We start from the raw sequence: 24,890 nt of genomic DNA, 5'->3' as shown, positions 1-24,890 counted from the left end.
GGTGGCGGGAACGCGTCGGCCATCGGGAGTAGGTTCAGCGCGAGGAGGTGATCACCGTGCCCGCGACCCGGTGGGACGTCCTGCTGGCCATCGCCGCCGGCGGCGCGCTGGGCAGCCTCGCCCGGTACGGCCTGTCCGTGGCGATCCCGCACGCCCGCGGGGAGTTCGCGCTCGCGACGCTGCTCACCAACGTGCTCGGCTGCCTGCTCATCGGTGTCCTGATGGCGATCCTGACCACCACCGCGCGCCCCCACCACCTGCTCCGGCCGTTCCTCGGCGTCGGGATCCTCGGCGGGTTCACGACGTTCTCCACGTTCGTCACCGACACCCTCGACGCGGCGACGACCGGGCGCATACTGGGTTCGCTGGCCTACGCGGTGGCGTCGGTGGCGCTGTGCCTGACCGCGGTCGCCGCCGGTCTCACCGCAACGCGAGCTGTGCGAAGGGGACGTTGATGGAAGGACCCGCGACCCGCCTGACGATCTACATCGGCGAAGACGACCACTGGCACCACAAGCCGCTCTACCACGAGATCGTCCGCCGGGCGCGCGACGCCGGGCTCGCGGGCGCTTCGGTCCTTCGCGGCGTCGAGGGTTACGGCGCGTCGTCGCTGATCCACACGACGCGGATCCTGTCGCTGTCGGAAGACCTGCCGCTGGTGATCGTGATCATCGACGACGAGGCGAAGCTGCGGACGTTCCTGCCCCGGCTGGACGAGCTGATCGGCGAGGGACTGGTGACACTCGACCAGGTCGAGGTGGTCCGCCACGGGGGGCGGACGGAGTGACGCCGGTCCTGGTGGCCGTGGGCGGAGCGGCGGGGTCGGTGCTGCGCTACTTGACCGACCGCCGCATCCAGCACCGGCGCGACTCGCCGTTCCCGTTCGGGACGCTGACGGTGAACATCATCGGCTCGTTCATCCTGGGCTTCCTGAGCGGCTGGCTCCTGCACGGCGCCGAGCCGTCCTCGGTCCGCGCCCTGGTGGCGGCGGGCTTCTGCGGCGGCCTGACGACGTTCTCGACGTTCGGGTACGAGACGGTCCGGCTGTTCCTGGAGAAGACGCGGCTGTACGCCGTGCTGAACGTGCTGGCGACGGTGGTCGCAGGCCTGGCCTCGGGGGCGCTGGGCCTGCTCCTCGCGACCGGCGTCTTCGCCTAGCGGTCCGGACGCCGCATCCGCCGCTGCACGCGGCCGAGCGCCTCGTCGAGCCGCGTGGCCCGGCCGTTTTCCCGGCCCGCGCGGCGCTCGAGCTTCCACTCGACGTACTCGGCCAGCGTGGTGTGGGCCCACTTGCGCTTCACCCGGCGCCGGCTCCGCAGCAGCCGCAGCTCGGCCGCCTCGGCGCGGGCTTCGTCGGGCACACCGGTCGCCGCCCGCAGCGCGAGGTTCTCCCGCGCGCGGTTCGCGCGGCGGGCGAACGCCTTGCTGCGCGGCAGGTCCTTGCGCGTCGACTTGGCGTTTTCGCCGTAGTCGTCGCGCCGGTCCTTCAGGTAGCTGAGCCGTTTCTTCTCCGGCGGTGTCCTGCGCTTCATCCGTCCTCCTCCGGCGCCCAGGAAACACCGGGCGCCGGCGGAGGGCAACGGGATATCAGCGCGGCGCCAGGCCGCGCACCTGCTCGAACGGGTCCTCGCCGGTCGGCAGCAGGGCGATGATCGGCGTCGTCAGCCCGTTGTCCACGTAGGACTGCACCTGCTCGCGGCAGGACTCCACGCTCCCGTGGATGACCAGCTCGTCCACGACCGAGTCCGGGATCACCTGGTTCGCCTTCTGCCGGTCGCCGGCCGCCCAAGCCTCGTGCATCGGGGCCAGCGCCTCGCCACGCCCCAGCCACTCGTGGAACGCCGCGTACACCGGCACCGTCAGGTAGCTCGAAATCAGCATCCGCCCCAGGCCGCGTGCCGCTTCCGCGTCCTCCGTCGGGCAGACGAAGATCCGGGCCGCCAGCTCGACGTCCGGACCGACCACCGAACGCACCTGCGGTACGTCCGAAGCGGCCAGCCAGTTCGTGATCGCGCCGTCCGCTTCGCGGGCCGCCAGGCGGAGCATGCCCGGGCGCAGGGCCGCCAGCATGATCGACGGCGGCGGGTCGGCCGGGCGCTCCAGGCGGAACTTCGAGACCGCGAACGTCTCGTACTTCTCGCTGACCTTCTCCCCCGCCAGCGCCGTGCGCAGGAAGCGCAGCGTGTCCCGCGACCGCGCGAACGGCTCGTCGAAGGAAGCCGCGTTCCACTGGGACACGATCACCGGCGACGACGCGCCGATGCCGAGGACGAACCGGCCCGGGGCCAGCTCCGCCACCGTGGCCGCCTGCATCGCCAGCAGGCCGGGGCCGCGCGTGTACACCGGGACGATCGCCGTGCCCAGGCGCAGCTGCGGTGCCCACTGCGACGCCAGCACCAGCGGGGTGAACGCGTCCGTGCCCGCCGTCTCGGCCGTCCACGCGTCCGTGTAGCCCAGGTCCGGCAGCTGTTCGACCAGCTCGCGGTGCGCCGTCAGCGGCACCCCGGTCAGCGGGATCGTGAGGCCCCAGCGGCTCATGCAGTCTCCTTCTCGACGGCGGACAGCTCGCGCAGCAGCCAATCGACCTGCGTGCGCATCAGGTTCTCCGCGACCTCTTCGGCCTGCGGCGTCATGTGGGTGGCGCCCGCCAGCGGCAGGAAGACGTGCGGGCGGCCCTTCGCCAGCAGCGCCGACGACAGGCGCAGCGAGTGCGCGACGAACACGTTGTCGTCGGCCAGCCCGTGCACGATCAGCAGCGCGCGGCTCAGCTCCGCCGCGCTCTCGATCAGCGAGTTGTGCGCGTAGCTGTCCGGTTCGTCCTGTGGCTTCCCGAGGTACCGCTCGGTGTAGTGCGTGTCGTACAGCGACCAGTCGGTGACCGGCGCGCCCGCGACCGCCGCGTGGAAGACGTCCGGCCGGCGCAGCACCGCCAGCGCCGAGAGGTACCCGCCGTAGGACCAGCCGCGGATCGCCACGCGTTCCACGTCCAGCTCGGGGAACTGCGCGGCCGCCGCCTGCAGGGCGTCCACCTGGTCCTGCAGGGTGACGTCGGCGAGCCGCCCGTGGATCTCGCGCTCCCACACCGCGCCGCGGCCTGGCGTGCCGCGGCCGTCCGCGACGAGCACCGCGAACCCCTGGTCGGCCAGCCACTGCGACGTCAGGAACGCGTTGCGGCTCTGCAGGACGCGCTGGGCGTGCGGCCCGCCGTACGGGTCGAGCAGCACCGGCAGCTTGCCCTCGCTCGGCTCGTACCCGCGCGGCAGCAGCAGCGCCGCACGCAGGTTCCGCTCGCCCAGCGTCAGCCAGGTCAGGTTGGGCACGATGTCCGGGTCCACAGTGGACGACTCGATCGACGCCACCGGCGAACCGTCCCGCAGGACCGACACGCGCGGCCCGCTGTGCTCCAGGCTCCACGACGAAAGCACGGTGACCGCGGCGGACCCGGCGCCCACGTGCACGCCGTCCACAGTGGACAGGCGGCGCACCGAGCCGCCTTCCGTGCGGAAGACGTGGATCTGGGTCGGGTCGTCCTCCGACGCGCTGAAGAGGATCTCGTCGCCGACGTCGAGCACGGCCCGCAGCTGCAGCCCGGCCGGCGTGACGGCCTCGCCGCCGACGAAGAGCCGGTGGTCGCCGTCGACCATGCCCTCGACGACCAGCCGGCCGTCGGGGGTCCAGGCCGGGACGCCGCCGACGATGTCGATCCAGTGCTGGTCGGCAGCGGTGTGCACGACCGACGTCGAGCCGTCGGTGACGTCCAGGGCGAGGACGTCCATCCGCTTCTGGTCGCGCGGCTGCACGGCGAGCAGCGGCGCGCCGCCGGCCGACCAGTGCACCGACGCCAGGTACTCCCAGTCGCCCGGCGCGACGTCGACGCGCGAGCCGTCCAGGCCGAGCACGGACAGCGACACCAGCGCGTTCGTGGTGCCCGCGGCCGGGTAGGCGACGACGTTCGCCGGGTGCTGCGGGTTGGCCGGGTCGGCGATGGTCCAGCGCGGCACCGGGCCGCGGTCGGAGCGTTCGGCGAGGATGCTGCGGCCGTCGGGGGCCCACCAGTAGCCGCGGGTGCGGTCCATCTCCTCGGCGGCGATGAACTCGGCGAGGCCCCAGGCGATGTCCTCGCCGTCCTCCTCGACCAGCACGCGGTCGTCGCCGGACGCCAGCTCCAGCACGTGCAGCCGCCGGTCCTGGACGTAGGCGACGTGCGTGCCGGCCGGGCTGGGCCGCGGGTCGATGACCGCGCCGTCGACGCGCAGCGTCACCTCGCCCGAAGCGAGGTCCAGGGTGTAGAGCTTGCCCGAGAGCGAGAACACCGCGACGGTGAAGGCCGCGTCGACGCCGTAGTGGACGACACCGCCGCCGGTCTCGCGGGCCCGTTCGCGCCGCGCGCGCTCTTCGGCGGGCAGCTCCTCCTCGCCGGGCAGCAGCTCGGCGGCGTCGACGAGCTTCGTCTCGGCGCCGGTCGCGAGGTCGGCCGACCACAGGCTGTGCCGGGGGTCGGTGCCCGACTCCGCGCGCAGGAACAGCACGCGGGAGCCGTCCGGGGCGACCCGGAACTCCTTCGGCGCGCCGAGGGTGAAGCGCTGGGTCCGGGCCTGCTTGCGGAGGAACGGGAGGTCGTCGACATCGGTCACGCCCGCACTCTTCCAGACGATCACGCCGGGGCGCCAACGCCCTTCAGCTTGGCCAGCTCGGCGTCGACGTCGTAGTCCGGCTCGGGGAACCGAGGCCGCAGGTCGGCGAGGGTCTCGATCAGCAGCTCGGCGACGGCCCAGTTGCGGTACCACTTGTGGTCGGCGGGCACCGCGTACCAGGGCGCCCGCTCGGTGGAGGTCTTCTCGAAGATGCCGGCGTAGGCGTCCTGGTAGGCCGGCCAGTGCGAACGCGCCTCGAGGTCGCCGGGGTTGTACTTCCAGCGCTTCTCGGGCGTGACGAGCCGGGCCTTCAGCCGCTTGAGCTGCTCCTCCGGCGAGATGTGCAGGAACACCTTGAGGACGGTGGTCCCGGCGTCGGCCAGCTCCTGCTCGAACGCGTTGAGCTCGGCGTAGCGGCGCTGCCGTTCGGCCGCGGTGAGCAGCCCGGACACCTGCGGGACCAGGATGTCCTCGTAGTGCGAGCGGTCGAAGACGCCGATCTGCCCGGGCGCGGGCAGCTGCTTGCGGATCCGCCACAGGTATTCGTGACGCTGCTCGGCCGCGGTCGGCTTCTTGAACGCCGCGTACCGGACGCCCATCGGGTTGACCAGGCCGAGCACGTGCGAGACCGTGCCGCCCTTCCCGGAGGTGTCCATGCCCTGCAGCACGAGCAGCACCCGGCGCGGGCTGCCGCCGACGCCCTCGGCGAACAGCGCCTCCTGCAGCGCCGACAGCCGCTTCCCCGCGCTGTCGAGCCCGGCGAGGGCCTTGGCTTTCTTGCTGGGCCCGACCGGGGCCGAGCCCGGGTCGGGCAGCTCACCGCCGACGCGCAGCGCGTCCCGGACCCGGCTTCCGTCGTCCTTCTTGGCCATCCAGCGAAACTACCCGGTCAAGCGGCGGCTTTCGCGGCGAAGAGGTCCAGGAGGGCACCGTCCACGGTCCGCTCGCACCAGCGCCCGGCCGGCTTCGGCTCGAGGACGGCTTCGGCGAGGTCGCCGAAGCCGATGTCGTGCTGCCGCGGCCACCAGCTGTCGAAGGCCGTCAACGACCACGCATTGTTTCGGGGGTGTGAACACGATATTGCGCAACGAACAACGGGTGAAAGCAACGATTCCCGGCTGAACTCTGCGTGTTCTGCCTCTAACCTGAACACATGACGACGTTCGCCGGCCGGGAGACCGCCGCCCCCACCGCCGCGAGCTTCATCGAGCTCGACGAGCGGTGGAGCACGCACAACTACCACCCGCTGCCCGTCGTGATCGCCGAAGCCTCCGGTGCCTCGGTGACCGATGTCGAGGGCAAGTCCTACCTCGACTTCCTCTCCGGCTATTCGGCCCTGAACTTCGGCCACCGCCACCCGGACCTGATCGCCGCCGCCGTGGCCCAGCTCGGGCGCGTCACGCTGACGTCGCGGGCGTTCCACCACGACCAGCTCGGCCTGTTCTGCCGCGAGCTGGCCGAGCTGACCGGCACCGAGCTGGTGCTGCCGATGAACTCCGGCGCCGAAGCCGTCGAGTCCGCGGTCAAGATCGCCCGCAAGTGGGCGCACCGGGTCAAGGGCGTGCCGGACGGCACGGCCGAGATCATCGTCGCCGGGTCGAACTTCCACGGCCGGACCACCACGATCGTGTCGTTCTCCACCGACGAGACCGCCCGCGCCGACTTCGGCCCGTTCACGCCGGGCTTCGTCACGGTGAAGTACGGCGACGCGGCCGCGTTGCGCGACGCGATCACCCCCCGCACCGCCGCGGTGCTGCTGGAGCCGGTGCAGGGCGAGGCCGGCGTCGTCGTGCCGCCGGAGGGCTACTTCGCCGACGTCCGCGCCGCGTGCGACGAGCACGGCGTGCTGCTGATCGCCGACGAGATCCAGTCGGGGCTGGCCCGCACCGGCACGGTGCTGGCGCTGGACCACGAGGGCGTCCGCGCCGACGTCTACACCCTCGGCAAGGCCCTCGGCGGCGGCATCCTGCCGGTGTCCGCGGTGGCCGGCCGCCGGGACGTGCTGGGCGTGCTGAAGCCGGGCGAGCACGGCTCGACCTTCGGCGGCAACCCCCTGGCCTGCGCGGTCGGGCGGGCGGTCGTCAAGCTGCTGGCGACCGGCGAGTTCCAGCAGCGGTCGACGGAACTGGGCGCCCACCTGCACGCCCGCCTGAACGCGCTGATCGGCAGCGGGCTGTCGGAGGTCCGCGGCCGCGGCCTGTGGGCGGGCATCGACATCGCCCCCGGCGGTCCCTCCGGCCGCGAGGCATCGGTGGCGCTGTCCGCACGGGGCGTGCTGTGCAAGGAGACGCACGAGCGCACGCTGCGCGTGGCTCCGCCCCTGGTGATCACCCGCGAGGAACTGGACCGCGGCATCGACGCGATCACCGAGGTGATCCGCCCCTGAAACCACCCGGACGCCGCCGGGTGAGCCTCCCGCCCCGGCGGCGTCCGGGAGCACAATGTCCCCTTCGGACGTTGTGCCCGGTATGGGATCAGGGGAACGCCCGCTGGTGGGCACCGAATGCGTGACACCGGCCGAGCTGTACGAGCAGGGAAAGCGGCTCCGGGAGAAAACACCCGTAACCGCACACGACCACAAGGCCGCAGCGAAAGACCGGCCGTCGCCGCAGCAGTACTTCGAAGCCAGCAACGCCGGGCGGCTGCCGGAACTGGCCGAGCTCCGGCGGGCACGGATGCTCGCCTCCCCCTTCACCTTCTTCCGCGGCGCCGCCGGGCTGATGGGGGCCGACCTCGCCGGCACGCCGGCCTCCGGGCTGACCGCCCAGCTATGCGGTGATGCCCACGCGGCGAACTTCGGGCTCTACGGCACGCCCGAAGGCGGCATCGTGATGGACATCAACGACTTCGACGAGACCGTGCCCGGCCCGTGGGAGTGGGACCTCAAGCGGCTCGCCGCCAGCCTCGTGCTCGCCGGCCGTGAAGGCGGCATCGGCGAAGCCGGCTGCCGCGAGGCCGCCGAAGACGCCGTGAAGTCCTACCGCCGGACCATCCGCGCGCTGGCCGAGCTGCCGTTCCTGCGGAGCTGGAACGCGCTGCCGGATTCGTCGGTGCTGTCGAAGGCGCGGGCCGGCGAGCTGATCGACGACTTCGCCAACGCCGCCGAGAAGGCCCGCAAGAACGACAGCGCGAAGGTGTCCGCGAAGTGGACCGAACGCGTCGACGACCACGAAACCGGCCTGGCCCGGCACCGGTTCGTCGAAGACCCGCCCGTGCTGACCCACGTCGACGAGCGGACCGCGGCGGCCGTCGCCGCCGGCCTGGTGTCCTATGTGGACACCCTGCGTGAGTCGCGGCGCACGCTGATCGCGCGGTACCGGCTCGCCGACGTCGCCTTCCGGGTCGTCGGCACGGGCAGCGTCGGCCTGCGCAGCTACGTCGCCCTCCTGCACGGCAACGACGACGAAGACCTGGTGCTGCAGGTGAAACAGGCGCAGCGGCCCGCGCTGGCGCCGTACCTGGACCTGCCCGCGGCGGCGCACGAAGGGCAGCGCATCGTCGACGGCGCCCGGCTGGTGCAGGCCGAGACGGACATCCTCCTCGGCTGGACCACGATCGACGGTGTCCCGTTCATCGTCCGGCAGTTCCGCAACCTCAAGGGCGACATCGACCCGGCGGCACTGGAAAAAGACCACCTCGACGACTACGGCCGGCTGGCCGGGGCGCTGCTCGCCCGCGCCCACACGCGATCGCTGCACCCGAAGCTGCTCTCGGGCTACTTCGCCGACGACTCCGAGCTCGACGAGGTGATGGGCGCGTACGCCGTGCGGTATGCGGACCGGACGGAGGCCGACCACGCCGCCTTCTCCCGTAGCTGACCGGACAGGAAGCCGGTCAACGCTGGAGAACAACTTCCCTGCCGTGCTAGACGTTCGTGAACGGGTGACGGCGGAGGAGGCGGCGTGGCGGATCTCAAGCGGCGGTCGGTGCTCACGGGCGCGGTCGCGACGGCCCTGGCGGCCACGGCGGCGCCCGCGCTCGCGGCTCCCCGGCGCCGGGCGTTCCGGCTGGGCGTCAACTACACGCCGTCGACGCGCTGGTTCCACATGTGGGAGGACTGGCGCGAGGACGACCTGCGCCGCGACCTGCGCGACATCGCCGAGCTGGGGCTCGACCACATCCGGATCATGCTGCTGTGGCCGGCCTTCCAGCCCGAACCGCACCTGGTGAGCGGCGAGAAGCTCGACCGCCTGCACCGGTTCCTCGACCTCGCCGGCGCGGCCGGGCTGGACGTCGAAGTGACGGTGTTCAACGGCCACATCTCGGCCCGCTACTGGACGCCGAACTGGCTGCAGACGACACCGGAGCCGGTCAACTGGTTCACCGACCCGGCGGCCCTCGACGCCCAGCGCGCGCTGCTGGCCGCCCTCGCCGAGCGGATCGGCCGGCACCCGCGGTTCCTCGGCTTCGACCTGTCGAACGAGCCGTACTACTACTGGGCCTCCTACGCCGGTCTGTCCGTCACCCCGGCGCAGGCGGACGCGTGGGCCCGCACGCTGTGCGCCACCGCCGAGGAAGTGGCCCCCGGCAAGGCGCACACGGTGGGCTGCGACCGAGCGCCGTGGGACAACGGCACCTACTTCACCCGCGCCGGGCTGGCGGACGCGGGCAACGTGGTGGCGATCCACCCGTGGACGTCGTTCTTCGGCACGCTGAAGACGGACCCGCTCGCCGCGTTCGCCACGCACAACGCGGAGCGGCTGATCCAGGTCGCCCAGGCCTACGCGACGGACCCGGCGCGCCGGGTGTGGATCCAGGAGGACGGCGCGGCACCGTCGATCCACTTCAGCGACGCGACCCGCCCGCAGTACGGCGAGTGGCTGTCCCGCTCGATCCGCAACGCGGCTTCCTGCGCCCACACGCTGGGTTTCACGTGGTGGTGCTCGCACGACGTGAACCCGGCGCTGGTGCCGAACCTGAACCCCCTGGAGTACGACCTGGGCCTGTACACGAACGACCGCCGGCTGAAGCCGGCCGGCCAGGCGCTGAAGGCGCTGGTGGCGGAGTTCGACCGGACCCCACCGCAGCCGGCCCCCAGGACGACGGCGATCGTGGTCCCGGACCTGGTCCCGACGGCGGGCAACGACCGGTTCTTCGAGCTGGCGGCCGAAGGCAAGCGGGTGGCGTTCGTGCTGCAGAGCCGCGCTTCGGACGCGGCCTACCTCCGGGCCCGCGGCATCACCGAGCTCATCCAGCCGTGACCAGCGCGGCGACGTCCGCCGCGCAGCCCCAGGCCAGCGTGATCCCCGCGCCCCCGTGGCCGTAGCAGTGCACCACGTCGCCCGTCCGCTCCAGCCGCACCTCGCGCCGGAACGGGCGCAGCCCCACCAGTGACCGCAGCACCTTCGCTCCCGCCAGCCGCGGCTCCAGTTCGCGGCAGCGGCGCAGGATGTCCGCCGTCACGCCGGGGTTCGGGTCGGTGTCGCCGCGGCCCGGCTCCTCCGTGCCGCCGCACACCGCGTGGGTGCCGTGCGGGATCACGTACGTCACGCCCGGGCCGGTCTCGTCGACCACGAACTCCGCCAGGCCCGGGTCGGCCACGTGCACCACCTGGCCGCCGACCGGGACCATCGAGCCGTCGCCCGCCAAGGGGCCTGCGCCGAGACCCGCCGCGTTGACCACCACATCCGCGTCGAGACCCGAAAACGACGTCAAGGTCCGATACTCGACGCGCACGCCCAGCGCGCGCACCCCGGCCAGCAGCCAGCTCAGGTACACCGGCGTGTCGACCACCGCCGTCGTGAACTCCACGCGGTCGCCGTCGCGGGCCGCGCCGACCGCCGGGAGCCACTGCGGGTCGGGTGCCCCCGGCGCCAGCAGGACCCGGCCGCGGCGGAAGCGGAGACCCGGGGCGTCCTGTCCGCGGAACACCGCGAGGCTGGCCGCGGTCCACCGGACCACGCGCTCGTCGAGGCGGTGCCCCGGCGGGTACACGACCCCGCCTGCCACCGCCGATGTCGACTCGGCCGGCGGGGCCGCCGCCACGACCGTCACCTCGTGCCCCGCCTCTGCCAGCCGGTACGCGCTGGTCAGCCCGGCCATCCCGGCACCGGCGACTGTGACCCGCATCCGCTCCTCCCAAGGTCGGCCCCTCGCATGGTGACGCACCGGCGGCGTCCGGTGGGCCGCGGGGGCCCGGCTACCCTCGCGCGGGTGAGGTCGATCGCCGCGGTCTGCGGTTTGTTCGCGCTGCTGCTGGGCCTGCCGTTCGCCGGCGGGAGCACACCCGGCGCGGTCGACGACGCCGCCGCCGCGGCCGTCGCGCACCTGAGCCCCGGCGTGCTGCGGGCGCTGGTGTTCCCGACCGAGCCGTACGTCGTGATCGCGCTGGGCCTGCTCGCGGCCGGCCTGTGCCTGCGCGCCGGACGGCGGCCGGAGGCCGCGCTCGCGCTCGCCGTGCCGGTGCTGGCCATCCTGCTGACGACGTGGCTGCTGAAACCGCTGTACGACCGGTGGAAGAACGGCACCCTCGTCTACCCGAGCGGCCACACGGTGAGCCTGGTCGCGGTGCTGACCGTGCTCGTGCTGGTCACGCGCCGGGTGGTCGTGGTGGTGCTGGCGGCGGTGGCGCTGCTCGCCGCGACGGCCGGGCTCGTCGGCCTCGGCTACCACTACCTCACCGACGTCGCCGGCGGGACGCTGTGGGCCGTCGCGGTCGTGCTGTTCAGCTGGCCGGCGCGGCGTCCCGAGCCAGCGCCGTCAGCCGGCTGACCGCGCGCAGGTACTTCTTGCGGTAGCCGCCGTTCACCATCTCCTCGGTGAACAGCGACGGCAGCGGCTCGCCGGAGACGACCAGGGGGATGGCGCGGTCGTAGAGCCGGTCGGCGAAGGCGACCAGCCGCAGCGCCACGTTCTGGTCCGGCGCCGGGTGGACGCCGCGCAGGTGCACGCGGGTGACGCCGTCGAGCAGCCGTCCGTAGCGGGACGGGTGCAGCTCGGCGAGGTGGGCGCACAGCGCGTCGAAATCGTCCACTGTGGACCCCTCGTGGGCCTCGGCCGACGACGCCAGCTCGTCGGCGGAAACCGGCGGCGGGGCGTCCGGCAGGCCGCGGTGACGGTAGTCCGGGCCGTCGACGCGCACCACGCCGAAGCGGGCCGACAGCGTCTGGATCTCGCGCAGGAAGTCCTCGGCGGCGAACCGGCCCTCCCCCAGCTTCTCGGGCAGCGTGTTCGACGTCGCCGCGACGAACACCCCGGCGTCCATCAGCTCCTGCAGCAACCGGGTGACCAGCGTGGTGTCGCCCGGGTCGTCGAGCTCGAACTCGTCGATGGCCAGGATCCGGTGCTCCGACAGCCGCCGCACGGCCTCGGCGAAGCCCAGCGCGCCGACCAGGTGGGTCAGCTCGACGAACGTGCCGTACGCCTTGGGCGAGGGCGCCGCGTGCCACGTCGAGGCGAGCAGGTGGGTCTTGCCGACGCCGAACCCGCCGTCGAGGTAGAGCCCCATCGGGCCGGCCGGCTCCGGGGACCCGCCGAACAGCTTGAAGCGCTTCTTCTCCTTGCGCGCGGCCACCTTGCCCGCGAATGCCGAGCACTCCTCGACCGCGGCGGCCTGGCTGGGCTCCTCGGGGTTCGGGAGGTAGGTCTCGAACCGGACGGCGTCGAACCGCGGCGGCGGCACCAGCGCGCCGATCAGCTCGTCGGCGGACAGCTCGGGACGGCGGCCGATCAGGTGCGCGGGCATGGTCGCAGAGCCTATCGGCGCCGCAGGTGCCGGTGAGCGGGCATATGCCCCGGTAGAGACGTGCTTCACGTCCGTGCTGGGATGACCGGGTGCAGAGTGTGTGGCCCGATCGGACGGGCGAACTGACCGGTTCGGACCTCGAAGAGATCTACGCCTACCCGGAGAACCTGGACCGTCCCTGGGTGCAGGTGAACTTCGTCGCGTCCGCCGACGGCGCCGTCGAGATCGACACGACGTCCGCGGGCCTCTCGCACGCCGCCGACCGGAAGGTCTTCCTGCTCGGCCGCGAGCTCGCCGACGTGATCCTGGTCGGCGCCGGGACCGCCCGCGCCGAGAACTACCGCGGCGTCGTCGCGGGCCCGAAACGCCTGGAGCGCAGACGCCGGCTCGGGTTCACCACCGTCCCGCCGATCGCCGTCGTGACGCGCACCGCGGACCTGGACCCGGCGTCCCGGCTGTTCACCGAAACCGCCGTCGCCCCGATCGTGGTCACCACGGACACCGCCGACACGCGCGCCCTCGAAGCCGCCGGCGCCGAAATCCTGCGTGCGGGCGGCGAGGACGTCGACCTGCCCCGCGCCCTCGCGCTGCTCGCCGCCCGCGGCCTGCGCCGGGTCGACTGCGAAGGCGGCCCCGGCCTGTTCGCCCGGCTCGTCGCCGCCGACCTCGTCGACCAGCTGTGTCTGACCGTCGCACCGCTGCTGGTGGCCGGGACCGCCGGCCGGATCGCCGCGGGCGCCGCACCCGACGTCCCGCGCCGGCTCGCGCTGGCCTCGGTCCTGGTCGAGGACGGCTTCACGCTCCTGCGCTACCGCCGGGACGCCGGGTGAGCGACGACGCCGAGCTCCTCGCCCGGGCCGCGGGCGGCGACGAAACGGCGTTCGGCTCGCTGGTGCGGCAGCACACGCCCCGGATGTACCGGGTCGCGCTGCGGATCACCGGCAGCGCGGCCGAGGCCGAGGACGTCGTGCAGGAGGCGTGGCTCGCCGCGTGGCGGTCGCTGGCCGGGTTCCGGCAGGAGTCGGCGGTGTCGACCTGGCTCTACCGGGTCGTCACCAACAGCGCGCTCGCCGTGCTGCGCCGCCGCAAGCCGACGGTCTCGCTCGACGACCCCGCGCCGCAGTCCACAGTGGACAACGCGCTGCTGGCCGCGGCGGTGCCCGGCCCGGAAGGCCGGGTCGTGCGGGCCGAAGAGGTCGACGCCGTGCTGCGCGCGGTCGGCCGGCTGGAGGTGTCCCAGCGCGTGCCGCTCGTGCTGCGCGAGCTGGAGGGGCTGAGCTACGAAGAGGTCGCCGAAGTGCTCGACGTGAACGTGGGTGCCTTGCGTTCCCGGCTGCACCGGGCCAGGGTGGCGCTGCTCGCCGAGTTGAGGGAGCGGTGATGGCCGAGACCGAAGATCCCGAGTCCGATCCCCGCTGGGACGCCGTGCGCGCCGCGGCCCGGCGCCGGGTGCCGACCCCGCCCGGCCTGGTCGAACGCGTGCTGCGGGCGGTCTCGCGCGGCCGTCGCACCGCGGTCGACGTGCCCGGCGAGGCGGGCCGCCTGCGCGTCACCGAAGGCGTCGTCACCCGGCTGGCCGCCACGATCGCCGCGGACCGGGCCCCGGACGGCGTGCGGGTCTCGGCCGTCGCGGTCGAGGACGACGTCGTGGAGGTGCTGGTGTCGGTCCGGTTCGGCGTCGTCGCCGACGAGGCCGCCGAAGCGCTGCGGCGGGACGTCACCGCCGAACTGGCCCGGCAGCTCGGGACCGCCACGGCGGTGAACGTGCACGTCGTGGACGTCCACCCGGAGGGAAGTTAGCCCGATCGGGCGACATTGCGTGAGGGTGGTGCCCGCCCGGGCATCGTATGGGCGGAAGCCCGCCGCGAGAGGAGCCCGCACCCATGCACCCGGAACGGACCGAGAGCCCCGGCACGGTCACGCCGCTCAACGAGGAGGGCGCCGCCGGCCGCACCACCATCTCGTCGCTGGTGGTGCAGAAGGTCGCCGGCCTGGCCGCCCGCGAGATCGCCGGCGTGCACGCGCTCGGCGGCGGCGGGGTGTCGCGCGCGCTCGGCGCGCTGCGCGAACGGATCCCCGGCTCCGGCACGGTCACCACGACCGGCGTGTCGGTGGAGGTCGGCGAGAAGCAGACGGCGATCGACCTCGACGTCGTGGTGGAGTACGGCGCGCGCATCACCGACGTCGCCCGCGCGGTGCGGCGCAACGTGATCACCGCGGTCGAGCAGATCACCGGCCTCGAGGTGATCGAAGTGAACATCGCGGTCAACGACATCTTCCTGCCGGGCGAGGAAGAAGCCGAACCGGCGCGCGTGGAATGACCCGGCCGCACCGGGCGGCCTTCCGGGCGTTCGTCCGCACGAACCACCCGGACGCCGGCGGCGACCCGGCGGAGTTCGTGGCCGGGCTCGCGCGGTTCCGCGAGTCCCGTTACGACGCCCCGGTGAGGTTCGTGGCCCGCCGTCGCGGCTTGGCGGCGCTGCTCACCCGCTTCCACCGCCGTCCGCCCCGCGTGCGGTGACTTTCCGTCCCAGTCCCAGTTCCAGTCCAAGGAGGACACGTGAACGCAACGCAGACCGGGCTCCTGGCCGGCCTCATCCTCGGCCTGGCCGCGACGCAGGGCTTCACCGCGTTCCTGGTGACACTGGCCGTCGGGATCATCGGGCTGGTCGCCGGCCGGGTCCTCGACGGCGAACTCGACCTCGGCGAGCTCTTCGGCAAGGGCCGCGACAAGTGAGCCCCGCCCTGGACGTGCCGCGGGAGCTCGCCGACCCCGGCGAGCGCGGCACCCTCACCATCGGGCACGCCGTGGTCCGCAAGGTCGCCCAGCACGCCGCGGACGGCGTGCCCGGCACCGCGCGGGAGGGCCGCAAGGGCGCGAAGGCGAAGGTCGGCGGGCACGACAACGACGTCGACCTCGCGCTCGACCTCGCCCTGCGCTACCCGGCGGCGATCCGCGCGGTCGTCGGCGACGTGCGCGAGAAGGTGACCGAAGAGGTCGAGCTGACCACCGGCTACCGCGTCCGGACGCTGGCCGTGACGGTGTCCGCGCTGCTGCCGGACGCGCCGCCGAGGGTGCGGTAGCCGTGCGCCCGTTCGTCCGCATCCTCGCCACCCTGCTGGGCCTGGCCTTCGCCGCGGCCGGGGCGCTGCTGGCCCTGGAGGTCGGCTGGCACTGGTGGCGCCCGGGCTCGCCGCCGCTGCTGGTGCCGTGGCCGCGGTGGCAGGCCGGGCTCGCGTCACTGGGCTGGGACGCCTACGCGGTCCGGGTCGGCGCCGGGGTGGTCGCCGCCGCGGGCTTGGTGCTCATCGGCTGCGCGCTCGCCGCGGGCAACCGCGCGGTGCGGCTGACCGACCCGGCCGATGACGTGAGCGTCTCGACGTCACCGCGCTCGCTGGCCCGGCTGGTCGGGCTCACCGTGCGCGCGCAGGACAACGTGGCCGGAGCGTCGGTCACGGCGAGCGCCCGCCGCATCCGCGTCCGCGCGAAGAGCACCCTCGAGAGCGAAGGCGAGCTGCGGCCGCGGCTGCTGGCCACGGTGTCGGCCCTGCTCGACGAGGTCCCGCTGGTGCGGCGGCCGAAGGTCTCGGTCGTCGTCGACTCGCCGAAGGACCGCCGATGAGCCGCTCGGTCGCCGCGAAGGCGCTCTCCCGTTCCTACACCGGCGAACGCACGCTGACGTTCCTGGTCGGGTTGCTGGCCTTCCTCGGCGGGGCACTGGCGCTGGTGGTCGGCTTCGGCTGGCTCGGCGAGTTCCGCGGCCGCCGCCCGCTGCTGGACCCGCTCGCGGCCGGCTGGCTCGGCGAGCACGCGACCCCGGCGCGGATCGCCGCGATCGTGCTCGGCGTGCTGCTGTTCGTCGCGGGGCTGCGGTGGGCGGTGCGCTCGCTGCGCCCGGAACCCCGCCCGGACCTGGACCTCGACCGCACGGAAGGCGCGGAACTGGTGGTCACGGCCGCCGCGATCGCCGGCGCGGTCCAGGCCGACGCGGAACGCCTCGGCGGCGTCAGCCGGGCCCGGGTCCGCGCGGTGGGCTCGCGCACTTCTCCGGCGTTGCGCATCACGCTGTGGCTGCACGAAGGCACCGACCTCAAGGGCGTCTGGGCGGACCTCGGCGCGCAGGTGCTGACCAGGGCCCGCGAATCGCTCGGCCTGGCGTCGCTGCCCGCCGCGGTCCGCCTGGAACTCGACACGAGCCCGGCCAAACGCGTGCGCTGAGCCGGGGTTTTCCGCAGAATGCGGGGCATGCCCCTACCGCTGCAGCCGCCGCTGAAGCCGATGCTCGCCAAGCCCGCCAAGGCCATCCCGGACTCCGGTGGCCTGCTGTTCGAACCGAAGTGGGACGGCTTCCGCTGCATCGTCTTCCGCGACGGCGACGAGCTGTACCTGCAGTCGCGCGCGGAAAAACCGCTCAACCGGTACTTCCCCGAGGCCGTCGCGCGGCTGCTGGACATCCTGCCGCCGCGGGTGGTGCTCGACGGCGAACTCGTCGTCGCCAAGAACGGGCGGCTCGACTTCGATGCGCTCACCGAACGCATCCACCCCGCCGAAAGCCGGATCACGCTGCTGGCCGCCGAGCAGCCCGCCGAGTTCGTCGCCTTCGACGTCCTCGCCCTCGGCGACGACCTGCTGCTCGACGAGCCGACGTCGGTGCGCCGGGAACGCCTCACCGACCTGGCCGGCGACCGCTTCCCGCTCACCCCGGCCACCACCGACCCGGACACCGCGCGGCACTGGTTCGAGCTGTTCGAGGGCGCCGGGCTCGACGGCGTCATCGGCAAGCCCCTGGACGAGCCGTACACGCCCGGCAAGCGCGCGATGCTCAAGTACAAGCACCTGCGCACCGCCGACTGCGTGCTCGCCGGCCTGCGGTGGCACGTCGACGGCGGCCCGGGCGAACTCGTCGGCTCCTTCCTGCTCGGCCTGCACGACGAAAAGGGCGTGCTGCACCACGTCGGCACCGTCGGGTCGTTCCCCAAGGACCGCCGCCGCGAGCTGGCCGAAGAGCTGGCGCCGCTGGTCACCGACGGCGAGGACCACCCCTGGGGCGGCCGGGCCACCGGCGAGGCGCAGCGCATCCCCGGCGGCATCACCCGCTGGCGCGCCACCGAACACGAATGGGTGCCGCTGCGGCCCGAGCGCGTCGTCGAGGTCGCCTACGAGAACACCGAAGGCGGGATGCCGTCGCGGTTCCGGCACAACGCGCGGTTCGTGCGGTGGCGGCCCGACCGCGAACCCGCGTCGTGCGACTACGGCCAGCTCGACGAGCCGGCCCGCTACGACCTCGACGCCGTCTTCCGCGGCCAGGTCGTGCGGACCCGCTAACCCGCGTCCCACACCGGCCGTGCGAAGCTCGGCCCTGCCCCTTGATCGATGAGACGTGAGGACCCGCCCGTGCGCCGCCGCCGTACCCGTCTCCTGGTCGCGCTGCTCGCCCTGGCTTCCGCCGCGGGCTGCGCCGCGGGGCCGTCGGTGCGGCCGGCGCTGGTCGAGAACGACGGGAAGACGACCGGCAGCACGCCCACCCGCACGCCCGGGGTGCCGCTGCCGCCGCTGGGCGAGCCGCAGTCGCCGTCGCTGAAGTGGGCCGACTGCGACGACGACACGCGCCAGCGCATCGGCACCCCCGCCGTGCCGGACAGCCTGCACTTCACCTGCGCCCGCGTCACCGCGCCGCTCGACGCGCCCGGCGAGCCGCGGCGGTCGGTGGTGCGGTTGCTGGCGCTGAAGGCCGGCAGCGGGCCGGTGCCGCTGGTCGTGGTCAACGACGTCGACGGCGAGCCGGGCAGCGTCTACGCGGCGCGGCTGGCCGCGACGCTGCCGCCGGCGTTCCTGGAGAAGTTCTCGCTGATCGGCCTGGACCGGCGCGGCACCGGGCTCTCCGGCGCCGCGCAGTGCGTTCCCCCCGACATCCGGCACGACCTCATCGACGCCGACCCGGCCCAGGGCGGCCTCGCCGACGTGCTGGACGCGGCCCGCAAGGCCGGCCAGCAGTGCGCCATCGAGCTGGACGACACCCAGACCGCGCTGGACAGCTGGCGCGCCGCGGGCGACCTCGACGAGCTGCGCAAGCAGCTGGGCATGGACCGGCTCGACGCGCTCGGCCACGGCGACGGCTCGAAGGTGCTGGCCGAGTACGCCGTCCGCTTCCCCGCCCAGGTCGGCCGCATGGTCCTCGACGGCGTGCCCGACCCGGGCGCCGACACGGCCGCGGTGCTCGACGCCGTCGCCGCCGGCGCCCAGTCCACATTGGACGCCTTCGCCGCGGACTGCGCGGCGCGGCACTGCGCACTGGGCGACCCGAAAGCGGCACTGACCGCGCTCACCGACCAGCTGCGGCGCACCCCGGCGGTGACGGCCGACGACGTCCCGTTCGGCCCGGGCGTCGCGATGTTCGCCGTCTACTCGGGACTCACGCAGCGTTCGCGGTGGCCGGAGCTGGCCGACGCGCTCACCGCGGCCCGCACCGGGAACATCGAACCCCTCGCCGCGTTCGTCTCGCCGGTGCTGGACGACACGCGCGCGCAGCCGTCGCGGATCGACGCCACGATCGCGACCCGCTGCAACGACAGCCAGACGCGCCTGTCGGCCGACCAGCTCGAGCAGGTCGCCGCCGGGATGCGCGCGAAGTACCCGCAGTTCGGCACGGTCGTCGCCCAGCAGCTGGCCTGGTGCGGCCCGTGGCCGGTGCGGACCGAGCCGCTGCCGGCCCCGGGCGCACCGGGCGTCCCGCCGATCCTGGTCGCGGCGACCGCGACCGACCCGGTGACCCCGCAGGTCGGCAGCACCCGCGCGGCCGACCAGATGCCGTCCGCGGTGACGATCACCTGGCAGGGCGCGGGCCACGGCGCCCTCGGCGCCTCCCCCTGCATCACCGACGCGGCCCGCGCGTTCCTGGTCGACGGCAAAATCCCGGCCGACGGCACCCTCTGCCCCGCGTGACCCCCGAGTCAGCACGCGTGATTGAAGGGTCATCTCGCGTGATTGAAGGGTCGACACGGGACCAGCGCCGTGTCGACCTGCCAATCACGCGTGTCGGCTTCCGGATCACGCGTGTCGGCTGTCCACGCACGCCGGTCAGCTCTGGTGGGTGTTGAGGCGGGCGGCCTGGCGGGTCAGGTGGTCGGCTTCGGCGAGGCTGGACGCCTTCCGGGCCGCCTCGGCGTACAGCTTCGCCGCTGCCGGCAGGTCGCCGTCGCGTTCGTGGAGGTACGCCGACACCGCCGTGTAGCGGGGCAACGACGTGTCCAGCTCCGCGAGGGCCGCGAGGCCGGCGCGCGGGCCGTCCGCTTCGCCGACGGCGACCGCGCGGTTGAGCCGCACGACCGGGCTGCCGGTGAGGCGTACCAGCTCGTCGTACCACTCGACGATCTGCACCCAGTCGGTCTCGGCGGCGTCCTGGGCGTCGGCGTGCAGGGCCGCGATGGCCGCCTGGGCCTGGAACTCGCCCAGCCGGTCGCGGGACAGCGCCCGCTGCAGGATCGCCACGCCCTCGGCGATCAGCGCGGTGTCCCAGCGGGAGCGGTCCTGCTCGGCCAGCGGGACCAGGCTGCCGTCCGCCGTCGTCCGGGCGGCGCGCCGGGCGTGGTGCAGCAGCATCAGCGCCAGCAGCCCCGCCACCTCGGGGTGGTCGATGGCCGCCGCCAGCTGCCGGGTCAGCCGGATGGCCTCGGCCGCGAGGTCGACGTCCCCGGAGTAGCCCTCGTTGAACACCAGGTAGAGCACGCGCAGCACGGTGGCGACGTCGCCGGGCTGGTCGAGCCGCACCCCCGACACGGTCCGCTTGGCGCGGCTGATGCGCTGCGCCATGGTCGCCTCCGGCACCAGGTACGCCTGCGCAATCTGCCGGGTGGTCAGCCCGCCGACGGCCCGCAGCGTGAGCGCGACCGCCGAGGACGGCGTCAGCGACGGGTGCGCGCACAGGAAGTACAGCTGCAGCGTGTCGTCCACGCCCGCCGCGGGCCCGGGTGCCACCTCGGCCTCGACGACGTCCTCGCGCCGTCGCCGGGCGGCGTCCGCGCGGGTCGCGTCGAGGAACTTGCGCCACGCCACGGTGACCAGCCAGCCCTTGGGGTCCCGTGGCTGGTCGGCCGGCCAGCCGCGCAGCGCCTCGACCAGGGCCTCCTGGACGGCGTCCTCGGCCGCCGCGAAGTCGGCTCCGCGGCGGACGAGGACACCCAGGACGCCCGGGGTGAGGCTCCGGAGCAGGGCTTCGTCCACGGCTCAGCCGATCCGCTCGGCCAGCTCGACGATGATCCCTTCGGGCCCGCGGACGTAGCAGAGCTTGAAGCTGTCCTCGTACTGCACCAGCTCGCCGACGAGTTCGCCGCCGTGCGGCCGCAGCCGCGCCAGGACCTGCTCGATGTCCGCCACCTCGAACAGGATGTGCCGCAGGCCGGGCGCGTTCGCCGGCGCCTCCGGGTCCCCGCCCGGACCCGCCGGGGCCCGGTACCGGATCAGCTCCAGCTTCCCGTGGCCGTCCGGCGTCCGCAGCATCGCCACGTCCGACCGGACGCCGGCCAGCCCGACGATCCGGTCGACCGCCCGGCCCTCGACCGTCATCTCGCCCTCGACCTCGAGCCCCAGTTCGGCGAAGAACGCCTTCGCGGCCTCGAGGTCCCCGACGACGATGCCGACGTGCTCCAGCCGCGGCAGCACCATGGTGTCCCCCGTCATTCCGTGATGGTGGGCGGCGCCGTCAGGAACGGGCGCAGCTCGAGCCACTCGTGGATCGGCTCGCCGTTCGGGCCGGGCGCGGCCGACAGCTCCGCGGCCAGCTCGAGGGCGCGTTCGTAGCTGTCGACGTCGATCACCGTCCAGCCGGCGATGAGGTCCTTGGTCTCGGGGAACGGGCCGTCGGTGACCGGCGGCCGCCCCTCGCCGTCGTAGCGGACGAACGTCCCCTCCGGGGCGAGGGCCTGGTGTTCGACGAACTCGCCGGTGGCCACGAGCTTGTCCCCGAAGTCCTGCATGTACTTGATGTGCGCCGTGATCTCCTCCGGCGTCCACTGGTCGATGGTCGTGTCGCAGTTCGCCGGGGCGGGCGCCCCGCGGTAGTGCTTCAGCAGCAGGTACTTCGCCATCGTGGTGCTCCCTGGGGTGTGTGACGGCCCATTCTGGCCGCTTCCACCCCGGGGACGGAGCCGGTTCGGGCGTTTCGACATCGCCGGGGAAGATTTTCCGGGCGGCCGCCCCGCGAGGAGCGGCCGCACGGGCCTTACTGGCGGTAGGACTCCACCTCGGAGACCGGGCGGGCCTCGGCCTCGTCCGGGTTCTCGTGGAACTCCGTCTTCGCGCGCCGCTGGCGCAGCAGGTCCCAGCACTGGTCGAGCTGCTGCTCGACCGCGGTGAGCCGGTCGCGGTCGCCGCCGCTGAGCCCCACGCCGACCGAGCGCGACCGCAGTTCGTGCTCTTCCGCGATCAGCTCGTCGATCCGGCCCAGGATCTCGCCGTCGGCCATCTGTTCCTCCTCGTCGCCGGGTGCGCTCGGTGCAGACGCTACCCCGGCCCCGGGAATTCCCGCCGCGCCCGGTTCGTTGACCAGGGCATGAGCACCGTTGAGCTGACCGCCGAGAACTTCGACCAGACGGTAACCGACAACGAGTTCGTCCTGATCGACTTCTGGGCGAGCTGGTGCGGGCCGTGCCGCCAGTTCGCGCCGGTCTACGAGAAGGCCTCCGAGAAGCACGAGGACATCGTGTTCGCGAGCGTCGACACCGAAGCGCAGCAGCAGCTCGCCGCCGCCTTCGACGTCCGCTCCATCCCGACGCTGGCCATCATCCGGGACAAGACCCTGATCTACGCCCAGCCGGGCGCGCTCCCCGAAGCCGCGCTCGAAGACCTCATCAAGCAGGCCCGCGACGTCGACATGGACGAGGTCAAGCGCAAGGCCGCCGAAGCCGAGGCCGAACAGGCCTGACCACCACCACACGCCGAAGGCCGCCCGGGAGTCCCGGAGCGGCCTTCGGCGTGTCGTCAGGAGCGCGTCGCGAGCCCGCGCAGGAAGAACGCCAGGTTCGCCGGGCGTTCGGCCAGCCGGCGCATGAAGTAGCCGTACCACTCGTCGCCGTAGGGCACGTAGACGCGCATCCGCGCACCCGACGCGGCGATCCGCGCCTGCTCCTCCGGCCGGATGCCGTAGAGCATCTGGAATTCGTGGTCGTCGTCCGTGCGGCCGTTCTCCTCGGCCAGCGCGGCGGCGATCCCGATCATCCGCGGGTCGTGCGAGGCCACCATCGGGTAGCCCTGCCCGGCCATCAGGACGCGCAGGCAGCGGACGTAGGACTTGTCCACCTCGGCCTTGTCCTGGAACGCGACGGTCTCCGGTTCGGCGTACGCGCCCTTGCACAGCCGCACCCGCGATCCGGGCCCGGACAGCTCGCGGCAGTCCTGCTCGGTGCGCCGCAGGTACGCCTGCAGCACCGCGCCGACCCACGGGTACTCGCCGCGCAGCTCGCGCAGGATGCCGAGCGTCGAGTCCGTGGTGGTGTGGTCCTCCATGTCGAGCGTCACGGTGGCGCCGACCGCGTCGGCCGCCGCGCAGATCTTCCGCGCGTTTTCCAGGGCGACGTCCTCGCCGTTCGCCGGCAGGAACTGCCCGACCGCCGACAGCTTCACCGAGACGTCCGCGCCCTCGGCCAGGCCCTCCGCGGCCAGCGCCGACAGCACGGCTTCGTAGGCCGCGACGGTCGCCGCCGCCTGCGCGGCGTCGGTGGTGTCCTCGCCCAGGTGGTCGAGGGTGATCCGGCGGCCGTCCGCGGCCAGTTCCCCGGCCACGCGGACGGCGTCGGCGGTCTCGGATCCGGCGACGAACCGGCGCACCACGGATCGCGTGGCGGGCACGGCCTCGACGAGCCGCCGGACGCCCTTCGACCGGGCGGCGGCGAGCAGTGGGGCACGCAGCATGACGGTCCTCCAGTCTTGCGGGAGCTCAGCCCTGGTGCGGGTAACGCACGCTGGTCGGCGGCACGAACGTCTCCTTGACCGAGCGGGGGCTCGTCCAGCGGAGCAGGTTGAAGATCGAGCCGGCCTTGTCGTTGGTGCCCGAGGCCCGCGCACCGCCGAACGGCTGCTGGCCGACGACGGCGCCGGTCGGCTTGTCGTTGACGTAGAAGTTGCCCGCCGAGAACTTCAGCGCCTCGGCGGCCTTCGCGACGGCGGTGCGGTCGTTCGCGATGACCGCGCCGGTCAGCGCGTAGGCGGCGGAGGAGTCGATCAGCTTCAGGACGTCGTCGAAGCCGCCGTCCTCGTAGACGAACACCGAGAGGATCGGGCCGAAGTACTCGGTGCTGAAGATTTCGTGCTTCGGGTCGTCCGAGACGAGGATCGTCGGCTGGACGAAGTAGCCGACGCTGTCGTCGGCGGTGCCGCCGGTGAGGACCTCCACCGAGCTGTCGCCCTTGACCCGGTCGAACAGGGCCGTGTGCTTGGTGAACGCTCGCCGGTCGATGACCGCGCCGCCGAAGTGCGAGAGGTCGGTGACGTCGCCGTAGGTCAGCGCCTCGGTCTCGGCGACCAGGCCGTCCTTGAGCTCGTTCCAGACGCTGCGCGGGATGTACGCGCGCGAAGCGGCGGAGCACTTCTGGCCCTGGTACTCGAAGGCCCCGCGGACCAGCGCGGTGCGCAGCACGTCGATGTCGGCGGAGGCGTGCGCGAGCACGAAGTCCTTGCCGCCGGTCTCGCCGACCAGGCGCGGGTAGCCGCGGTAGCCGGCGATGTTCGCGCCGACGGTGCCCCACAGGTGCTGGAACGTCGCGGTCGAGCCGGTGAAGTGGATGCCGGCCAGGTCGCGGTGGGTCAGGGCGACCTCGGAGACGGCCTTGCCGTCACCCGGCAGCAGGTTGATCACACCCGGCGGCATGCCCGCCTCTTCCAGCAGCCGCATGGTCAGGTGCGCGGCGAACGACTGCGTCGGCGACGGCTTCCACAGCACGGTGTTGCCCATCAGCGCGGGCGCGGTGGGCAGGTTGCCGGCGATCGCGGTGAAGTTGAACGGCGTGATCGCGTAGACGAAGCCTTCCAGCGGCCGGTGCTCCATCCGGTTCCACACGCCCGGCGAGCTGATCGGCTGCTCGGCCAGGATGCGGCGGCCGAACTCGACGTTGAAGCGCCAGAAGTCGGCGAGCTCGCAGGCGGAGTCGATCTCGGCCTGGGTCGCGGTCTTGGACTGGCCGAGCATGGTGGCGGCGTTCAGGGTGGCGCGCCACTTGCCGGTGAGCAGGTCGGCCGCGCGCAGGAGGATCGCGGCGCGGTCGTCGTAGGACAGCGCGCGCCACTCCGGCGCGGCCTTCGCGGCCGCCGCGATGGCGTCGGTCGCGTCCTGCCGGGTCGCGCTGTGGATGGTGCCCAGCACGTGCTTGTGGTTGTGCGGCTGGACGACGTCGATCTTCTCGCCGCCGCCGGGGCGCTGCTCGCCGCCGATGGTGACGGTCAGGTCGACCGGTTCCGCCTGGCCCAGCCGCTTCAGCGCACCCTCGAGCTCGGCGCGCTCGGCGCTGCCCGGCGCGTAGGTCAGCACCGGCTCGTTCGTCGGGGCGGGGGTCTGGGTCACGGCGTCCACGGCGGCTCCTTT

At 73.4% G+C, this 24,890-nt stretch carries 32 protein-coding genes; 19 read left to right on the top strand and 13 right to left on the bottom strand.

Annotated features, from left to right (window positions below; all coding sequences use genetic code 11):
• Nucleotides 1-47: 47 nt before the first annotated feature.
• The 3 genes from AB0M93_RS17670 to crcB are packed head-to-tail and all read left to right on the top strand — an operon-like array spanning nt 48 to nt 1,158.
• Nucleotides 48-455, top strand: a complete 408-nt coding sequence (locus tag AB0M93_RS17670) for a CrcB family protein (RefSeq protein ID WP_364274631.1) — start codon at nt 48-50, stop codon at nt 453-455.
• A complete protein-coding gene (locus AB0M93_RS17665; RefSeq protein WP_364274628.1) occupies nt 455-787 on the top strand; it encodes a DUF190 domain-containing protein in 333 nt (110 codons plus the stop codon). Before AB0M93_RS17670 ends, AB0M93_RS17665 begins: the two co-directional genes overlap by 1 nt.
• Nucleotides 784-1,158 carry a fluoride efflux transporter CrcB gene (gene crcB, locus AB0M93_RS17660; protein ID WP_364274625.1) on the top strand — a complete coding sequence of 125 codons (375 nt, stop codon included), beginning with the start codon at nt 784-786 and terminating at the stop codon, nt 1,156-1,158. The genes AB0M93_RS17665 and crcB overlap by 4 nt, the downstream gene beginning before the upstream one ends.
• Here the strand turns inward: crcB and AB0M93_RS17655 are convergent.
• Genes AB0M93_RS17655 through AB0M93_RS17635 form a run of 5 tightly spaced genes read right to left on the bottom strand, consistent with a single transcriptional unit; the run spans nt 1,155 to nt 5,679 of the window.
• Complete coding sequence (locus tag AB0M93_RS17655; protein WP_364274623.1) at nt 1,155-1,532, bottom strand: hypothetical protein; 378 nt, start codon at nt 1,530-1,532, stop codon at nt 1,155-1,157. The two genes, crcB and AB0M93_RS17655, sit on opposite strands and share 4 nt — an antisense overlap.
• Before the next feature lie 55 nt (nt 1,533-1,587).
• The gene (locus AB0M93_RS17650; RefSeq protein ID WP_364274620.1) at nt 1,588-2,538 is read right to left on the bottom strand and encodes an LLM class F420-dependent oxidoreductase; all 951 of its coding nucleotides are present in this window, start codon (nt 2,536-2,538) and stop codon (nt 1,588-1,590) included.
• Nucleotides 2,535-4,634, bottom strand: coding sequence for a prolyl oligopeptidase family serine peptidase (locus AB0M93_RS17645; protein WP_364274617.1), 2,100 nt, complete (start codon nt 4,632-4,634; stop codon nt 2,535-2,537). The genes AB0M93_RS17650 and AB0M93_RS17645 overlap by 4 nt, the downstream gene beginning before the upstream one ends.
• A 20-nt stretch (nt 4,635-4,654) precedes the next feature.
• A complete protein-coding gene (locus tag AB0M93_RS17640) occupies nt 4,655-5,506 on the bottom strand; it encodes a PPK2 family polyphosphate kinase (protein WP_364274614.1) in 852 nt (283 codons plus the stop codon).
• 17 nt (nt 5,507-5,523) lie between these two features.
• Entirely contained in the window at nt 5,524-5,679 is a 156-nt protein-coding gene (locus AB0M93_RS17635; RefSeq protein WP_364274611.1) for a hypothetical protein, read from the bottom strand.
• A 108-nt stretch (nt 5,680-5,787) separates the two neighbouring features.
• Between AB0M93_RS17635 and rocD the strand changes: the two genes are divergently transcribed.
• The 3 genes from rocD (at nt 5,788) to AB0M93_RS17620 (ending at nt 9,835) form a co-directional block, all read left to right on the top strand.
• The gene (rocD, locus tag AB0M93_RS17630; RefSeq protein ID WP_364274608.1) at nt 5,788-7,020 is read left to right on the top strand and encodes an ornithine--oxo-acid transaminase; all 1,233 of its coding nucleotides are present in this window, start codon (nt 5,788-5,790) and stop codon (nt 7,018-7,020) included.
• Between the two features lie 82 nt (nt 7,021-7,102).
• Nucleotides 7,103-8,452: a DUF2252 domain-containing protein gene (locus AB0M93_RS17625; protein WP_364274605.1), complete on the top strand. Its 1,350-nt coding sequence runs from the start codon at nt 7,103-7,105 to the stop codon at nt 8,450-8,452.
• Between the two features lie 84 nt (nt 8,453-8,536).
• A complete protein-coding gene (locus tag AB0M93_RS17620) occupies nt 8,537-9,835 on the top strand; it encodes a hypothetical protein (RefSeq protein ID WP_364274603.1) in 1,299 nt (432 codons plus the stop codon).
• Here the strand turns inward: AB0M93_RS17620 and AB0M93_RS17615 are convergent.
• Nucleotides 9,822-10,703, bottom strand: coding sequence for an FAD-dependent oxidoreductase (locus tag AB0M93_RS17615; RefSeq protein WP_364274600.1), 882 nt, complete (start codon nt 10,701-10,703; stop codon nt 9,822-9,824). The two genes, AB0M93_RS17620 and AB0M93_RS17615, sit on opposite strands and share 14 nt — an antisense overlap.
• Before the next feature lie 27 nt (nt 10,704-10,730).
• Here AB0M93_RS17615 and AB0M93_RS17610 point away from each other — a divergent pair, with 27 nt between their 5' ends.
• Entirely contained in the window at nt 10,731-11,345 is a 615-nt protein-coding gene (locus tag AB0M93_RS17610) for a phosphatase PAP2 family protein (RefSeq protein ID WP_364274597.1), read from the top strand.
• On the opposite strand, the gene zapE is transcribed toward AB0M93_RS17610, so the two are convergent.
• A complete protein-coding gene (gene zapE, locus AB0M93_RS17605; RefSeq protein ID WP_364274595.1) occupies nt 11,299-12,318 on the bottom strand; it encodes a cell division protein ZapE in 1,020 nt (339 codons plus the stop codon). The genes AB0M93_RS17610 and zapE overlap by 47 nt on opposite strands.
• A gap of 89 nt (nt 12,319-12,407) precedes the next feature.
• On the opposite strand from zapE, the gene AB0M93_RS17600 reads away from it, so the two are divergent.
• The 11 genes from AB0M93_RS17600 (at nt 12,408) to AB0M93_RS17550 (ending at nt 19,261) form a co-directional block, all read left to right on the top strand.
• Nucleotides 12,408-13,148, top strand: a complete 741-nt coding sequence (locus tag AB0M93_RS17600; protein WP_364274592.1) for a pyrimidine reductase family protein — start codon at nt 12,408-12,410, stop codon at nt 13,146-13,148.
• Nucleotides 13,145-13,699 (top strand): sigma-70 family RNA polymerase sigma factor, encoded by a 555-nt coding sequence (locus AB0M93_RS17595; RefSeq protein ID WP_364274589.1) that lies wholly within the window; start codon nt 13,145-13,147, stop codon nt 13,697-13,699. Before AB0M93_RS17600 ends, AB0M93_RS17595 begins: the two co-directional genes overlap by 4 nt.
• Nucleotides 13,699-14,118 (top strand): Asp23/Gls24 family envelope stress response protein, encoded by a 420-nt coding sequence (locus AB0M93_RS17590; protein WP_364274587.1) that lies wholly within the window; start codon nt 13,699-13,701, stop codon nt 14,116-14,118. Before AB0M93_RS17595 ends, AB0M93_RS17590 begins: the two co-directional genes overlap by 1 nt.
• Before the next feature lie 83 nt (nt 14,119-14,201).
• A complete protein-coding gene (locus tag AB0M93_RS17585) occupies nt 14,202-14,639 on the top strand; it encodes an Asp23/Gls24 family envelope stress response protein (protein WP_364274584.1) in 438 nt (145 codons plus the stop codon).
• Nucleotides 14,636-14,839 (top strand): hypothetical protein, encoded by a 204-nt coding sequence (locus tag AB0M93_RS17580; protein WP_364274581.1) that lies wholly within the window; start codon nt 14,636-14,638, stop codon nt 14,837-14,839. Before AB0M93_RS17585 ends, AB0M93_RS17580 begins: the two co-directional genes overlap by 4 nt.
• Nucleotides 14,840-14,878: 39 nt before the next feature.
• A complete protein-coding gene (locus AB0M93_RS17575; RefSeq protein ID WP_013224542.1) occupies nt 14,879-15,055 on the top strand; it encodes a hypothetical protein in 177 nt (58 codons plus the stop codon).
• Nucleotides 15,052-15,402 carry an Asp23/Gls24 family envelope stress response protein gene (locus AB0M93_RS17570; RefSeq protein ID WP_364274578.1) on the top strand — a complete coding sequence of 117 codons (351 nt, stop codon included), beginning with the start codon at nt 15,052-15,054 and terminating at the stop codon, nt 15,400-15,402. The genes AB0M93_RS17575 and AB0M93_RS17570 overlap by 4 nt, the downstream gene beginning before the upstream one ends.
• Before the next feature lie 2 nt (nt 15,403-15,404).
• Complete coding sequence (locus AB0M93_RS17565; protein WP_364274575.1) at nt 15,405-15,941, top strand: DUF6286 domain-containing protein; 537 nt, start codon at nt 15,405-15,407, stop codon at nt 15,939-15,941.
• The gene (locus AB0M93_RS17560) at nt 15,938-16,537 is read left to right on the top strand and encodes an alkaline shock response membrane anchor protein AmaP (RefSeq protein WP_364274572.1); all 600 of its coding nucleotides are present in this window, start codon (nt 15,938-15,940) and stop codon (nt 16,535-16,537) included. The genes AB0M93_RS17565 and AB0M93_RS17560 overlap by 4 nt, the downstream gene beginning before the upstream one ends.
• Before the next feature lie 27 nt (nt 16,538-16,564).
• The gene (locus AB0M93_RS17555; protein WP_364274570.1) at nt 16,565-17,644 is read left to right on the top strand and encodes an ATP-dependent DNA ligase; all 1,080 of its coding nucleotides are present in this window, start codon (nt 16,565-16,567) and stop codon (nt 17,642-17,644) included.
• Nucleotides 17,645-17,713: 69 nt separating this feature from the next.
• Nucleotides 17,714-19,261 (top strand): alpha/beta hydrolase, encoded by a 1,548-nt coding sequence (locus AB0M93_RS17550; protein WP_364274567.1) that lies wholly within the window; start codon nt 17,714-17,716, stop codon nt 19,259-19,261.
• 135 nt (nt 19,262-19,396) lie between these two features.
• On the opposite strand, the gene AB0M93_RS17545 is transcribed toward AB0M93_RS17550, so the two are convergent.
• From AB0M93_RS17545 to AB0M93_RS17530, 4 genes are all read right to left on the bottom strand, one after another.
• The gene (locus tag AB0M93_RS17545; protein WP_364274564.1) at nt 19,397-20,539 is read right to left on the bottom strand and encodes a DUF6596 domain-containing protein; all 1,143 of its coding nucleotides are present in this window, start codon (nt 20,537-20,539) and stop codon (nt 19,397-19,399) included.
• Between the two features lie 3 nt (nt 20,540-20,542).
• A complete protein-coding gene (locus tag AB0M93_RS17540) occupies nt 20,543-20,980 on the bottom strand; it encodes a VOC family protein (protein ID WP_364275154.1) in 438 nt (145 codons plus the stop codon).
• Between the two features lie 11 nt (nt 20,981-20,991).
• Complete coding sequence (locus AB0M93_RS17535; protein WP_364274561.1) at nt 20,992-21,402, bottom strand: YciI family protein; 411 nt, start codon at nt 21,400-21,402, stop codon at nt 20,992-20,994.
• Nucleotides 21,403-21,536: 134 nt separating this feature from the next.
• On the bottom strand, nt 21,537-21,779 hold the full coding sequence (locus tag AB0M93_RS17530; protein WP_364274558.1) for a DUF2630 family protein: 243 nt from the start codon (nt 21,777-21,779) through the stop codon (nt 21,537-21,539).
• 87 nt (nt 21,780-21,866) lie between these two features.
• Between AB0M93_RS17530 and trxA the strand changes: the two genes are divergently transcribed.
• The gene (gene trxA, locus AB0M93_RS17525; RefSeq protein WP_354819370.1) at nt 21,867-22,238 is read left to right on the top strand and encodes a thioredoxin; all 372 of its coding nucleotides are present in this window, start codon (nt 21,867-21,869) and stop codon (nt 22,236-22,238) included.
• Nucleotides 22,239-22,294: 56 nt separating this feature from the next.
• Here trxA and AB0M93_RS17520 read toward each other — a convergent pair whose 3' ends face one another.
• Both AB0M93_RS17520 and pruA read right to left on the bottom strand, forming a co-directional pair.
• The gene (locus AB0M93_RS17520; protein ID WP_364274555.1) at nt 22,295-23,224 is read right to left on the bottom strand and encodes a proline dehydrogenase family protein; all 930 of its coding nucleotides are present in this window, start codon (nt 23,222-23,224) and stop codon (nt 22,295-22,297) included.
• Between the two features lie 25 nt (nt 23,225-23,249).
• Nucleotides 23,250-24,878: an L-glutamate gamma-semialdehyde dehydrogenase gene (gene pruA, locus AB0M93_RS17515; RefSeq protein ID WP_364274552.1), complete on the bottom strand. Its 1,629-nt coding sequence runs from the start codon at nt 24,876-24,878 to the stop codon at nt 23,250-23,252.
• Nucleotides 24,879-24,890: the final 12 nt, after the last annotated feature.

Source organism: Amycolatopsis sp. NPDC051102, from assembly GCF_040682815.1.
Lineage (GTDB): Bacteria > Actinomycetota > Actinomycetes > Mycobacteriales > Pseudonocardiaceae > Amycolatopsis.
This window is presented reverse-complemented; position numbering and strand designations above follow the sequence as displayed.